Source organism: Mycobacterium sp. NAZ190054, assembly GCF_001545925.1.
Lineage (GTDB): Bacteria > Actinomycetota > Actinomycetes > Mycobacteriales > Mycobacteriaceae > Mycobacterium.
In genome coordinates, this window is the sequence record NZ_LMVQ01000081.1 from 1 (window position 1) to 12,909 (window position 12,909).

14 protein-coding genes are annotated in these 12,909 nt (G+C 70.1%); 8 read left to right on the forward strand and 6 right to left on the reverse strand.

The annotated features are described in order from the left end of the window. The 3 genes from ASJ79_RS07585 to ASJ79_RS30780 all read left to right on the forward strand — a co-directional run. Positions 1-363 (forward strand): SDR family oxidoreductase (locus ASJ79_RS07585; RefSeq protein ID WP_156448324.1); only part of this gene is annotated, 363 nt, incomplete at its 5' end. 6 nt (positions 364-369) lie between these two features. Next, the gene (locus ASJ79_RS07590; RefSeq protein WP_067954112.1) at positions 370-1,263 is read left to right on the forward strand and encodes a hypothetical protein; all 894 of its coding nucleotides are present in this window, start codon (positions 370-372) and stop codon (positions 1,261-1,263) included. After that, on the forward strand, positions 1,256-1,900 hold the full coding sequence (locus tag ASJ79_RS30780; RefSeq protein ID WP_082753710.1) for a TrmH family RNA methyltransferase: 645 nt from the start codon (positions 1,256-1,258) through the stop codon (positions 1,898-1,900). Before ASJ79_RS07590 ends, ASJ79_RS30780 begins: the two co-directional genes overlap by 8 nt. Here the strand turns inward: ASJ79_RS30780 and ASJ79_RS07600 are convergent. Both ASJ79_RS07600 and ASJ79_RS07605 read right to left on the reverse strand, forming a co-directional pair. Beyond that, the gene (locus ASJ79_RS07600) at positions 1,784-3,388 is read right to left on the reverse strand and encodes an MFS transporter (protein WP_067954114.1); all 1,605 of its coding nucleotides are present in this window, start codon (positions 3,386-3,388) and stop codon (positions 1,784-1,786) included. The genes ASJ79_RS30780 and ASJ79_RS07600 overlap by 117 nt on opposite strands. Further along, positions 3,385-3,924: a TetR/AcrR family transcriptional regulator gene (locus tag ASJ79_RS07605; protein ID WP_067954115.1), complete on the reverse strand. Its 540-nt coding sequence runs from the start codon at positions 3,922-3,924 to the stop codon at positions 3,385-3,387. Before ASJ79_RS07605 ends, ASJ79_RS07600 begins: the two co-directional genes overlap by 4 nt. Positions 3,925-3,997: 73 nt before the next feature. Between ASJ79_RS07605 and ASJ79_RS07610 the strand changes: the two genes are divergently transcribed. After that, positions 3,998-5,110, forward strand: a complete 1,113-nt coding sequence (locus ASJ79_RS07610) for a glycoside hydrolase family 76 protein (RefSeq protein ID WP_067954116.1) — start codon at positions 3,998-4,000, stop codon at positions 5,108-5,110. Then, the gene (gene nhaA, locus ASJ79_RS07615; RefSeq protein ID WP_369803620.1) at positions 5,097-6,950 is read left to right on the forward strand and encodes a Na+/H+ antiporter NhaA; all 1,854 of its coding nucleotides are present in this window, start codon (positions 5,097-5,099) and stop codon (positions 6,948-6,950) included. The genes ASJ79_RS07610 and nhaA overlap by 14 nt, the downstream gene beginning before the upstream one ends. On the opposite strand, the gene ASJ79_RS07620 is transcribed toward nhaA, so the two are convergent. Further along, positions 6,947-7,597, reverse strand: a complete 651-nt coding sequence (locus ASJ79_RS07620) for a VTT domain-containing protein (RefSeq protein WP_197420119.1) — start codon at positions 7,595-7,597, stop codon at positions 6,947-6,949. The genes nhaA and ASJ79_RS07620 overlap by 4 nt on opposite strands. Positions 7,598-7,686: 89 nt before the next feature. On the opposite strand from ASJ79_RS07620, the gene ASJ79_RS07625 reads away from it, so the two are divergent. Beyond that, entirely contained in the window at positions 7,687-8,700 is a 1,014-nt protein-coding gene (locus ASJ79_RS07625) for an alcohol dehydrogenase catalytic domain-containing protein (RefSeq protein WP_067954119.1), read from the forward strand. Positions 8,701-8,749: 49 nt separating this feature from the next. Then, positions 8,750-9,787 carry a class II fructose-bisphosphate aldolase gene (gene fbaA / locus ASJ79_RS07630; RefSeq protein ID WP_067954120.1) on the forward strand — a complete coding sequence of 346 codons (1,038 nt, stop codon included), beginning with the start codon at positions 8,750-8,752 and terminating at the stop codon, positions 9,785-9,787. 12 nt (positions 9,788-9,799) lie between these two features. On the opposite strand, the gene ASJ79_RS07635 is transcribed toward fbaA, so the two are convergent. After that, positions 9,800-10,552: a hypothetical protein gene (locus ASJ79_RS07635; RefSeq protein ID WP_067954121.1), complete on the reverse strand. Its 753-nt coding sequence runs from the start codon at positions 10,550-10,552 to the stop codon at positions 9,800-9,802. A 61-nt stretch (positions 10,553-10,613) separates the two neighbouring features. Here ASJ79_RS07635 and ASJ79_RS07640 point away from each other — a divergent pair, with 61 nt between their 5' ends. Then, positions 10,614-11,030: a DUF3151 domain-containing protein gene (locus ASJ79_RS07640; protein ID WP_067954124.1), complete on the forward strand. Its 417-nt coding sequence runs from the start codon at positions 10,614-10,616 to the stop codon at positions 11,028-11,030. On the opposite strand, the gene ASJ79_RS07645 is transcribed toward ASJ79_RS07640, so the two are convergent. After that, positions 11,027-11,926: a cation diffusion facilitator family transporter gene (locus ASJ79_RS07645; protein ID WP_067954122.1), complete on the reverse strand. Its 900-nt coding sequence runs from the start codon at positions 11,924-11,926 to the stop codon at positions 11,027-11,029. The genes ASJ79_RS07640 and ASJ79_RS07645 overlap by 4 nt on opposite strands. Before the next feature lie 40 nt (positions 11,927-11,966). After that, positions 11,967-12,719 carry a site-2 protease family protein gene (locus ASJ79_RS07650; protein WP_082753711.1) on the reverse strand — a complete coding sequence of 251 codons (753 nt, stop codon included), beginning with the start codon at positions 12,717-12,719 and terminating at the stop codon, positions 11,967-11,969. Between the last annotated feature and the right edge of the window lie 190 nt (positions 12,720-12,909).

A 12,909-nucleotide genomic window follows, 5' to 3' on the forward strand; every position in this document is an offset into this window, starting at 1 on the left:
GCCGGGCTGCTGCCGGGGCGCGGGTCGACGTACTCGGCGTCCAAGGCCTGGGTGGTGTCGTTCTCCGAAGGACTGGCCAACGGCCTGGGCGGCACCGGGGTCGGCGTGCACGCGCTGTGCCCGGGCTTCGTGCACACCGAGTTCCACCGGCGCGCCGGCATCGACATGGGGGGCCTGTCGTCGTTCCTGTGGCTCGAGGTCGACGACGTGGTCCGCGAGACGATGGCCGGCATCGCCAAGGACCAAGTGCTGATCATCCCGGGCCTGCAATACAAGGCGATCACCACCGGGAGTCGCATCGTCCCGCGAAACCTCGTGCGCGCGTTGACAAAAGTGGTGGGCAAGGGCCGTGGGCGGACCTGAGAACCGGTGCGGGTAATCGCGATCCTGACGGCGATCCTGCTCGCCGTCACGTCATGTGCCGAATCGGACGGCCGCGACGACGTGTTCTCCGCGGCCACCGCGACGATCGGTGAGTCACTGGAGATCCTGGGTTGGAACATGTCGGTGGCGAACCTGAGATTCGACGCCGACAACGTGCTCGTCGACGTCGACGCGGCCCCGGCCCGGGAGGGGGAGCCGCACGCCGCGCCCGAAGACCTCCGCTTCGGCCTCTACGGTGCGCTGGCCCACCCCCTCGAGGCCGACGCGATCGGCGGCTGCGACGACGTGACCGACCTCGACATCACGCCGCTGACGGCGCCGACCCCGGACCGTCTCACCGGAACCGTCTGTCTGGGCCCGCTGCGCGACCAGTCCCAGGTCCGCGGCGTCTACGTGTACTCGCCACGCGACCGGATGCCGGGCACCACCGTCGCCTACCCGGCCGCGTTCCCGGTCGGGTTGCCTGCCACCTCCGGCACCGACACCGGGCTGGCGCTGAAGACCACGAGCGTCGACGCGTTCCGCGCCGACGGCGCGATGCTCGATCCCACCGCGCTCGGTGATCCGGCGGCGTTCCGGGGTGACGGCTACATGCTGCTCGGGCTCGAGATCAGCGGCCTGGCAGCGCGATACCGCGACGACTCCGCCCGGCGTGGCGGTCCGATGATGGTCCTCACCGCGCCGACGCTGCCCGGCAAGGGGCTGAGCCATGCGTGCGGCGTCTACGGGTCCTCGGTGCTCGTGCTGCCCGACGCGTCGCGCGACAGCGTGCAGGTGGGGGTGTCGCTGTGCACGCAGGGCGAGATCAACGCGGCCCTGCTGTACGCGACCGTGTCGCTGACGGGCACGCACGCGGCCCTGTGGACCACCGATGGATGACCGTCCGGGCCCGACCGAGTGGGGCGAGGCCCCCGGGGTGGGGCCCTGGCAGGGCCCGCCCCCCGACGACCCGCGGTACGACCCGGATCTGCTGCGCGACGGCGACAGCCGCAATGTCGTTGACGCGTACCGCTATTGGACGCGCGAGGCGATCATCGCCGACATCGACGCCCGTCGGCATCCGCTGCACATCGCGATCGAGAACTTCGGCAACGACGCGAACATCGGTGCGGTGGTGCGCACCGCGAACGCGTTCGCGGTGGACACCGTGCACATCGTCGGGCGGCGCCGCTGGAATCGGCGCGGCGCCATGGTGACCGACCGGTACCAGCGACTGCGGCACCACGCCACCACCGCCGAACTGCTCGACTTCGCGGCCGCGGCCGGGCTGGCGGTGGTCGCCGTCGACAACGTCCCGGGTGCCTCGCGCATCGAGGAGGTCACGTTGCCGCGCGACTGCCTGCTGATCTTCGGCCAGGAAGGCCCGGGTATCACCGAGGATGCGAAACAGGCTGCGCCGCTAACCGTTTCGATCGCCCAGTTCGGATCGACCCGCAGCATCAACGCCGGCGTCGCCGCCGGGATCGCGATGCACACCTGGATCCGGCAGCACGCCGACCTCGGCCACGCGTGGTGAGTCCCGCAGCAGCCACCACACCGCGACCGCGGAGGCGAGCAGAAGAACCGCCCCGACGCTCGACGCGACGGCCAGACCGTGGGTGAAGGCTGTCCGTGCCGCATCGAGCAGTTCGTGCTGCTGATCGCCCGGCAGCGAGCGCGCGGCGTCGATCGCACCGGGCAGTGAGTCGCGGGCCGACGTCGCCACACCCGACGGGATCTCGGATGCGACGCTGACGGTGCGGTACACGGCGGTGAGGATCGAGCCGAGCAATGCGATGCCCAGCGCCATGCCGAGTTCGTAGGCGGTCTCCGAGACCGCGGCCGCCGCGCCGGCCCGCTCCCTGGGCACACTGGCCAGGATCACGTCGCTGGCCACCGTGAACGCCAGCCCGAGACCGACGCCGACCACGAACAGCGTGACACCCAGCGGCAGGTACGGCGCGATCGGGGTGAACACCAGCAGCGAGGCCGTGAGGGCGGCCATCGCGACGCCGACCAGAACCAGCCCGGTGGTCAGCACCGTGCGGTGCGAGAAGTAGCGCACCGCCACCCCGGCGAGCACACCGAACACCGTTGCCGTCACCGCGGCGGGCAACTCGGCGAGCCCGGCCTTCAGCGGTCCGTATCCGTGCACGAGCTGGAAGTACTGGGACAGGAAGAACACCAGCCCCGACAGGCCGAGCACCGAGAGCAGGTTGGCCGTCACCACGCCGGAGAACCGCGGGTTGCCGAACAGGCGAACGTCGATCAGCGGCGCGGGCAGGCGTAGCTGACGCCGCACGAACATCGTCAACGCCGCCGCACCGGCCAGACCCGCCACCAGGAGGTCACCGCCGACACCGTGCGTCAGGCCGGTGAAGCCTTCCTTGATCGCGTACACGATGCCGAGCATCCCGGCCATCGACAGGGCCACGCTCGGCAGGTCCCAGGGCCCGGGCTCGGGATCGCGGTGCTCGGGCAGCAACAGCAGGCCGCCCGCGAGCAGGACCGCCATCACCGGGATGTTGATCAAAAACACCGACCCCCACCAGAAGTGTTCCAGCAGAACGCCACCGAGCACCGGGCCCAGCGCGGCACCGGCCGAGAACGCCGACGCCCAGATGCCGACGGCGATGCTGCGCTCCCGCTGATCGGGGAACAGGCCGCGGATCAACGCCAGTGTGGCCGGGGCCAGCGTCGCACCGGCCATGCCGAGCAGCGCGCGGGTCACGATCAGCATCTGCGGCGACGTGGCGTACGCGGTGACAGCCGAGATGATCGCGAACGCCGTTGCGCCGCAGAGCAACAACTTCCGATGGCCGATGCGGTCGCCGAGGCTGCCCATGCTGATGAGCAGCGCGGCGAGCACGAACGAGTAGATGTCGCCGATCCAGAGCAGCTGGGTCCCGGTGGTGCTCAGGTCGGCACTGATGAACGGGGTCGCCAGGGCGAGCACGGTGCCGTCGATACCGATCAGCAGCACCGCGAGCGTCAGGACGCCGAGCGCCGGCCAGCGGCGGGTCATGAGCTCAGCCCGTGCAACAGGAGATCGGCGATGAGCCGGTCGAAGTCGCGGGCCGCGGCACGGCCCGCGCGGATGGACCAGGCGGTGCCCCCGACGAGGCTGTAGAACGCCTCGGTCAGCCACGTCGCGGGCAGCTCGGGACGGAACCGGCCCTCGCGCTGGCCGCGCAGGAACAGTTCGGTGATCGCGGAGTCGATCTCGTGCCATGCGGCGAGGGTGTTGTCCACGTCGAGGTCCTGGCTCTGGGTGTAGAGCAGGGCCAGATACGGCGAAACCGGCTCGCACGCCGCGATCAGGCGCTGCAGCGCCTCCGGGGCCGTGCCCTCGTCGAGCCGGACGGTGTCGAGCACCGTGCGCATCTCGGCGATCGCGAGCTCCTCCAGCGCCGACATCAGTGCGGCCCGGCCGGCGAAGTGCCGGTGCAGGGTCGCCCGGCTCACGCCGACCGCGGTGGCGATCTCGTCCTGCGTCGCGTTGGGGCGGCGGCCGAGGAAGTCGGCGGCGGCGCGCAACAGCTCCTCCCGGGTGGCATACACAAGACGACCTTATCTCACATAAGACAAATATGTCTCATGGCTTGCGGGCCGTCGGTAGGGCAGGATCGACGGCATGGATCAGTTGTGGGCCAACCGCGCTGCCAGCGCCGAAGCGGCGATCTCCACGCGCCACCTCAGACGGCTGTGGGGCCTGCCGGGCACCCAGCTCGGGGTGGTCGCCTGGCCCGCCGCGACCGCACACCGGCGGTTCGGCACCTGGCACTACTGGTGGCAGGCGCACCTGCTGGACAACCTGGTCGACGCGCAGGTGCGCGACCCCCGGCCGGAACGGCTCACCGCCATCGCCCGTCAGATCCGCGGGCACCGGCTGCGCAACATCGGCAGATGGACCAACGACTACTACGACGACATGGCCTGGCTGGCACTGGCGTTGGAGCGTGCCGGCCGGCTGACCGGGGTGGCCCGGCCGAAGGCGCTGGAGAAGCTCGCCGACCAGTTCCTCACCGCCTGGGTGCCCGAGGACGGCGGCGGCATCCCGTGGCGTAAACAGGACCAGTTCTTCAACGCACCCGCCAACGGGCCGGCTGCCATCTTCCTGGCCCGCTATGACGACCGGCTGCGACGCGCGCAGCAGATGGCCGACTGGATCGACGAGACCCTGATCGACCCCGAGACGCATCTGGTCTTCGACGGCATCAAGGCGGGTTCGCTGGTGCGTGCCCAGTACACCTACTGCCAGGGCGTCGTGCTCGGCGTCGAGACGGAACTCGCCGTGCGCACCCGCGACCCCCGGCACGCCGAGCGGGTCCACCGCCTGGTGGCCGCGGTCGCCGAGCACATGGCGCCCGACGGCGTGATCAAGGGCGCCGGCGGCGGTGACGGCGGGTTGTTTCACGGCATCCTCGCCCGGTACCTGGCGCTGGTCGCGACGGAACTGCCCGGCGACTCCGAGGCCGACGTCAAAGCCCGCGACACCGCGGCCGGGCTGGTGCTCGCGTCCGGGCGCGCGGCGTGGGACAACCGCCAGACGATCGACGACCTGCCGCTGTTCGCCGCGTTCTGGGAGCGCGACGCCGAACTGCCGGCCGCGGGCACCAAGGACGCACAGTTCGTGGCGGGGGCGGTCAACTCGTCGGAGATCCCCGAACGCGACCTGTCGGTGCAGCTGGCGGGATGGATGCTTCTTGAGGCCGCCCACGTTGTGACCGCAGGTGACAGTGACTGAACCGGCCACGCAGCGCGGTTTCCCGCTGCTGCCCTCGCGGCTCACCCGCGGCAGCCAGGCCACCAAGACCACCGACAACACCGCCGCAGCGCTGCTGCTGACGTTCACCGTCATCGCCATCCTGTGGGCGAATTCCCCATGGGCCGAGGTCTATTCGGCGTTGCTGGAGACCGAGGTGGGTCTCGGTTTCGGCAGCCACCACGTCGAGATGACGGTCAAGCACATCGTCAACGACGCGCTGATGACGTTCTTCTTCTTCATCGTCGGGCTCGAGGTGACCCGGGAATTCACCATCGGCGAACTCACCGACCGGTCGCGGGCCGCGGTGCCCGTCATCGCCGCCGCGGCGGGGCTGATCCTGCCCGCCGTCGTGTTCCTGGCGTTGAACCCGTCCGGCGAGAACGCCCACGCCTGGGGTGTGGTGATCTCCACCGACACCGCGTTCCTGGTCGGGGCGCTGGCGATCATCAGGCCGGTGTTCCCGGCCCGGGTCCGGCTGTTCCTGCTCACGCTCGCCGTGGTCGACGACGTGGGTGCGTTGATCGTGATCGCGGTGTTCTACTCGGAGGCCATCCAGGTCGGTCCGTTGCTGGTCGCGGTGGGGCTGCTCGTCGCGCTGGCGCTGGTGCGCCGCCTGCCGACCGCGCGGGGGCCGGCCTACGCCGTCCTCGGCGTCGCGCTGTGGATCGCGTTGTTCCTCGCCGGGATCCATCCCACCCTGGCCGGCGTCGCCGTCGCGGTGCTGATCCCGGTGTTCACGCCCGAGCGCGGCCCCGTCGAGCGGGCCGTCGACGAGATCCGCGCGTTCCGGCAGTCGCCGAACTCGCAGTACGCGCGCGCGGCCAGTCGCTCGCTGCGGGAGTCCATCTCGATCAACGAGCGGATGCAGACCGCGGTCGGCCCGGCGGTGTCGTTCGTGATCCTGCCGCTGTTCGCGTTGGTCAACGCCGGCGTGGTGCTGGACGCGCAGAGCCTGTCGACGGCGCTGCGGTCATCCTTGACCTGGGGCATCATCGCCGGGCTGGTGCTCGGGAAGTTCGTCGGGATCACCGGCGCCACCTGGTTGGTGCGGCGCACCGGGCTGGGCGTGCTCGTGCCGGGGTTGACGCTGCGCCGGGTCGCCGGCGGCGCGGCGCTGTCCGGGATCGGCTTCACGATCTCGCTGTTCATCGTCGACATCGCGATCGCCGATCCGAGCCGTCAGGACCAGGCCCGCATCGGCGTGCTCGCGGCGTCGGTGATCGCGTTCGTCCTCGGCTGGGCGGTCTTCCGGATCACCGACGCGCTCAGCCCGCCCGAACCCGTCGGCCTGACGCTGCTGCGGCCTGTCGACCCGGAGCGGGACCACGTGCGCGGACGACTCGACGCGCCGCTGACCCTGGTCGAGTACGGCGACTTCGAGTGCCCGTTCTGCAGCCGGGCCACCGGCATGATCGACGAGGTGCGCGCCCACTTCGGCGACGAGCTGCTGTACGTGTGGCGCCACTTTCCGCTGGAGCGTGCGCACCCGCGCGCGTTCGACGCCGCGCGGGCCAGTGAAGCGGCCGCGCTGCAGGGCAGGTTCTGGGAGATGGCCCGGGAACTGTTCGCCCATCAGGACGACCTCGAGTGGTCGGACATGTACCGCTACGCGGTGGCGGCAGGCTGCGACATCGAGCAGTTCGACCAGGATGTGCGCGTGCACTCGTCGAAGGTGCTGCACCGGGTGGAGGACGACGCCGAGGACGCCGACGCGATGGACCTCAACGCGACCCCGACGCTGTTCGTCAACGGCAAACGGCACCGGGGGCCGTGGGACGCCGCGAGCCTGATCCGGGCGCTGGAAGCGTCGCGCGCCTAGGGCGTCGGCTCGGAGGTGGGGTCGCCGTTCTTGCTGCGGGACCGCCGGCGCGTCACCTCGAGGACGATCGGGATGACCGACACCACGACGATGATGATGAAGATGATGTCGACGTGTTCGCGGATGAACGAGATCTGGCCGAGCAGGTAGCCCAGCAGGGTCAGCCCCGCGCCCCACACGATGCCGCCGGTGACGTTCCACATCAGGAACGTGCGGTACCGCATGTCCGCGGCGCCGGCCACCAGCGGGGCGTAGGTCCGCACGATCGGTACGAAGCGGGCCAGGAAGATCGTGATCGGTCCGTACTTCTCGAAGAATTCGTGCGCCTCGTCGAGGTAGCGCTGCTTGAACAGCCGCGCGTCCTCTTTGAACAGGCGCGTGCCGCCCTGCTTGCCGATGTTGTAGCCGACCTGGTCACCGAGGATCGCCGCGATCGGGATGGTGAGCATCAGCACCCACAGCGGCGCGAACGGCGGGATCTCCTCGGAGCCGCCCGCGGCCACCAGGCCGGCGGTGAACAGCAGCGAGTCGCCCGGCAACAGCGGGAACAGCAGCCCCGATTCGATGAAGACGACGAGCAACAGCCCCGCGAGCGTCCAGGTTCCGAACGAGTTGAGTAGGTTGACCGGCTCCAGGAAACCTGGCATCAGCGCAAGAGTGTCGACGACCACGGCTCCCTAGGTTACCGGCGTGTGATCGTGCCCCCGAATCGCTGTGATCGGGCCTACTGTCGGTTATGCCCTCTCACAAGGCCGTCCAGGTCGCCGCCGAAAACGAAGCGCTCACCGTCGTCGAGGTCGATACCCAACCTCCGCCCGCGGGTCACGTCCGTATCGCCGTCGCAGCGTGCGGGGTGTGCGGTACCGATCGGGAATTCCGCGCCGGTCACTTTCCCGGTCTGCAGTGGCCGGTCACGCTCGGGCACGAGATCGCGGGAACGGTCGCCGAGGTCGGCGACGGCGTCGAGGACTTCGCCGTCGGTGACCGGGTGGCCGTCGGCTGGTTCGGCGGCAACTGCAACCGTTGCGTGCCGTGCCGCAGGGGGTTCTTCATGCAGTGCGAACGCATGCAGGTACCGAGCTGGCACTACCCGGGCGGATACGCGGAGTCGGTGACGGCCCCGGTGACCGCGCTGGCACGGATCCCGGACGGCTTGTCGTTCGTCGAAGCCGCACCCATGGGGTGCGCGGGCGTGACCACGTTCAACGGACTGCGCCAGACGCGCGCCAAGGCCGGTGACCTGGTCGCGATCCTCGGCGTCGGAGGCCTCGGCCATCTCGGCGTGCAGTGGGCGCGGGCCATGGGTTTCGAGACGGTCGCGATCGCCCGGGGCACCGGCAAGGCCGAGGAGGCCACGCAGCTGGGCGCACACCACTACATCGACTCGACCGCGCAGGACGTCGGCGCGGAACTGACCAAGCTGGGCGGCGCGGCCGTCGTACTGGCCACCGCGAACAACGCGGCCGCGATGGCCGCGGCCGTCGGCGGACTCGGGCCGGCCGGCGAACTCGTCGTCGTCGGGGTCACCGCCGAGAACCTGCCGATCAGCCCGCTCGATCTGATCAACGCCGGACGGTCGGTCACCGGGCACCCGTCGGGCACGGCGCGCGACGTGGAGGAGACGCTGCACTTCGCGCTGCTGTCCGGGGTGCGCGCGATGGTCGAGGAGATGCCGCTGGCGCGGGCCGCGGACGCCTACGAGGCGATGGACTCGGGCCGGGCCCGGTACCGGATGGTTCTCACCGTGTGAGCCCGGCCCGTTCTTGAGATACTGCTGCCACCGGCCGAGAGGATCCGTCATGCCCATAGCCACCCCCGAGGTCTACGCCGAGATGCTGGGCCGCGCCAAGGAACATTCGTTCGCGTTCCCGGCCATTAACTGCGTCGGCTCCGAGAGCGTCAACGCCGCGATCAAGGGTTTCGCCGACGCCGGATCGGACGGCATCATCCAGTTCTCCACCGGCGGTGCGGAATTCGCCTCCGGCCTGGGCGTCAAGGACATGGTCACCGGCGCGGTGGCGCTGGCCGAGTTCGCTCATGTGATCGCCGAGAAGTACCCGATCACCGTCGCGTTGCACACCGACCACTGCCCGAAGGACAAGCTGGACACCTACGTCCGGCCGCTGCTGGCGATCTCGGCCGAACGGGTCGCCGCCGGCGGCAATCCGCTGTTCCAGTCGCACATGTGGGACGGTTCGGCGGTGCCGATCGACGAGAACCTCTCGATCGCGCAGGAACTGCTCAAGCAGGCCGCCGCGGCGAAGATCGTGCTGGAGATCGAGATCGGCGTCGTCGGCGGGGAAGAGGACGGCGTCGAGGCCGAGATCAACGAGAAGCTGTACACCACGGCCGAGGACTTCGAGAAGACCGTCGACGCGCTCGGCGCCGGTGAGCACGGCAAATATCTGCTCGCCGCGACGTTCGGCAACGTGCACGGCGTGTACAAGCCGGGCAATGTCGTGCTCAAACCCGAGGTGCTCGCCCAGGGGCAGCGGGTCGCGTCCGCCAAGCTGGGTCTGCCGGAGGGTTCCAAGCCGTTCGACTTCGTGTTCCACGGCGGCTCGGGCTCGCTGAAATCCGAGATCGAGGACTCTCTGCGCTACGGCGTGGTCAAGATGAACGTCGACACCGACACCCAGTACGCGTTCACCCGTCCGGTCGCGGGCCACATGTTCGCCAACTACGACGGCGTGCTGAAGATCGACGGCGAGGTGGGCAACAAGAAGGTCTACGACCCGCGCAGCTACCTGAAGAAGGCCGAGGCGTCGATGAGCGAGCGCGTGGTGGAGGCGTGCCAGGACCTGCACAGCGCGGGCCGGAGCGTGTCGGCGGGCTGAGTCGCGGGCCCGTCAGCTCGGGGCCTGGCAGATCTTCCACTCGTCGTCGCGGAATTGCAGGTCGAAACTGCGGGTGGAGCGGGTCTGCGGTGCGTAGGCCATGAACGTGGTCACGTTGGCCTCGGCGTGGTCGCCGTTGATGACGATCTGGTCGATGCTGGCGACCACGGGGTAGCGGCCGGCCTCGGCCACGCGCCGGTGCGTCTCGGCCCATCTCTTGTCGTCCAGGTTGTTGTAGGCCTCGGCCGTGGCGCCGCACGTGATGCTGCGCAGCGTCGCCAGGTCGCCCTTCTCGATCGCGGCGTCGTAACTCTGGATCGTGGACCGCACCCTGTCCTCCTGCGAGACCCCGGGCGTGGACCCGCGCGTCAGCAGCACCGTGCCCAGGATCGCGACGGCCGCCAGCGCCGCGATCACCAGCACGATGGCGATCACCCAGCCCCAGCTGCGCTTCTTCCGCGGCGGCTTGGGCGCGTCACCCCGCGGCGGAATCATCTGCGGCGCAGCAGGTTTCTGCGCCGAGAACTGTTCGGTCGCCGGCTCGGACGGTCGGTTGATGATCGTCGTGGAGCCTGCGTCGAAGCCGGACGGCGCGGTGAAACGCCGTTCGCCGGACTGGTTCGGGTCCTCCTCCTGCTGCTCGGCCGGGGCGAACACCTCGGTCGCCGGCTCGTGCTCGGAAACGGCCCCGGGAAGCACCTCGGTCTCGGCGTCGGCCGACGCCGGATCCTGGTCCGAGCCGTCAGGCCCTCCTGCGTTCGACATACCGCGGAGCTTAGCGATCCGCGGTGACGGACGCGCACGCCCGCACGGCAGAATGGGGTCCATGACTCGGATGGGCGATCTCCTCGGACCGGACCCTGTGCTGCTGCCCGGCGACCCCGCCGCGGAAGCCGAACTCGAGGCGGCGGAGAACCCGTCCATCGTCGCCGCGGCGCATCCCGCGGCGTCGATCGCGTGGGCGGTGCTCGCCGAGCAGGCGCTCGAGAGCGATCAGGCCGTCACCGCGTACGCCTACGCGCGCACCGGTTATCACCGCGGCCTCGATGCGCTGCGCCGGAACGGTTGGAAGGGGTTCGGCCCGGTGCCGTTCTCCCACGAGCCCAACCAGGGGTTCCTGCGCTGCGTCGCTGCACTGGCCCGTGCGGCCGAGGCGATCGGGGAACTGCCCGAGTACCAGCGCTGCCTGGATCTGCTCGACGACTGCGATCCGTCGGCGCGCGCCGAACTCGGGCTCAGCTAGGTCCTCTGGCTCTCGCACTCGCAGTCCGCGGCCGTGTCGGGCGGCTCGACCTGCACGGTGGAGTGGTCGAGCCCGCGGGCGGTCAGCACGGCGCGCGCGTCGTCGAGGATCTGTGCGGAGTCCCGGTCGCTGGTCAGATGTGCGGTGACCATGTCCTTACCGGGCACCAGCGTCCACACGTGCAGGTCGTGCACCTCGGTGACGCCGTCCACCGCGCGCAGCGCGGCCCGCAACTCCTCGACGTCGATGTGGCTGGGCGAGGACTCCGACAGGATCCGCAGCGCCGCCCGGGCCAGCGAGATGGCCCGGGGCAGCACCCACAGCGCGACGAGCACCGCGACGACGACGTCGGCGTAGGGCCACCGGGTGGTGACGGTGACGATGCCGGCGATCAGCACCCCGATGCTGCCGACCGTGTCGGCGACGACCTCCATGTAGGCGCCCTTGACCGCCAGGCTCTCGTGGGAGTGTGAGCGCAGCAGCAGCACCACGACGGCGTTGGCCAGCAGCCCGGCCAGCGCGACGACGATCATCGGGACACCCGGGATGTCGGGCGCGTCGCCGAGCCGCTCGAAGGCCTCGTACAGGATGAACCCGGCGACGCCGAGCAGCAGTGCGGCGTTCGCGACGGCGGTGAACACCTCGGCGCGGTGCCAGCCGTAGGTCCGCGACGGTGACGAGCTGCCGTGCTTGGCCAGCAGCACCGCGGTCAGGCCCATGAACATCGCGACCAGGTCGGTGAGCATGTGGCCGGCGTCGGCCAGCAGCGCGATCGAGTTGATGGCCAGCGCGGTGCCCAGTTCGACGACGAAGAACACGGTGAGGATGGCCGCGCCGAGGACCATGCGGGACACCCTGGTGTCACCGCCGTGGCTGTGGTCGTGTCCGGCGCCCATGAGCTGAAATATATGCGTAAAGACGCATATGTGACAAGCGTCAGGTCCAGGCCGACCAGAACCGGGTCAGCTGACCGCCGATGGCCGACAGCGTGGGCGGCACCCCGGACAGGTCGAACAGCCAGTACACCGCGCCGAAGAACCACTGGTTCAGCGGCGGGGCGATCAGCAGGATCAGCAGCAGGAAGAACCCCCACTGCTTGGCCGGCAGCAACGCGCGCTGGGTCTCCGGGCTCAGGTGCGGCTCCAGCGCGCCGTAGCCGTCGAGCCCCGGGATCGGCAGCATGTTCAGCAGCAGCGCGGTGACCTGCAGGAAGCCCAGAAACGCCACCCCGGCCCAGAACACCGAGTGCGCCGTGTCGTACAGCAGCCGGGTCAGGCCGAGCAGCAGCACCGCGAAGACCAGGTTGACGGCCGGCCCGGCGAGGCTGACCTGGGTTCTCTGCCGCCGGGTCAGGTACGCGGTCTGCACGTAGACCGCACCGCCGGGCAGTCCGATGCCGCCCAGCGCGATGAACAGCACCGGCAGGCCGAGCGACAGCAGCGGATGTGAGTACTTCAGCGGGTTGAGCGTCAGGTAGCCCCGTCCCGCGACGTCGCGGTCCCCGAACCGGTGGGCCGAGTAGGCGTGGCCGAACTCGTGCAGGCACAGCGTCACCAGCCAGCCGAAGATCACGAACACGAACACCCCGACGTAGGCCACCGGCCGGATCTGCCCCGCCGAGGTCCAGGCCAGCGCGCCGCCGGCGGCGGTGACCGCCACCAGCGCCAGGAAGATCGGGCTCGGCCTAATCACCGGCCACCCGCAGCCAGCCCTCGGTGTGGCGGTAGAACGTCGAGCGGCGGGCCGGCCGGGGGGGGGGGGCCCCGTCGGGGGGGTCGTGGTCGTGATCTTTGGGTGGCTGGGGACGGTGTGGCTGCACGGGTTCGGCCACGCCCACTAGATCGGGAGAGCACACGGCTGGACTCCCGGCACTGGGAAA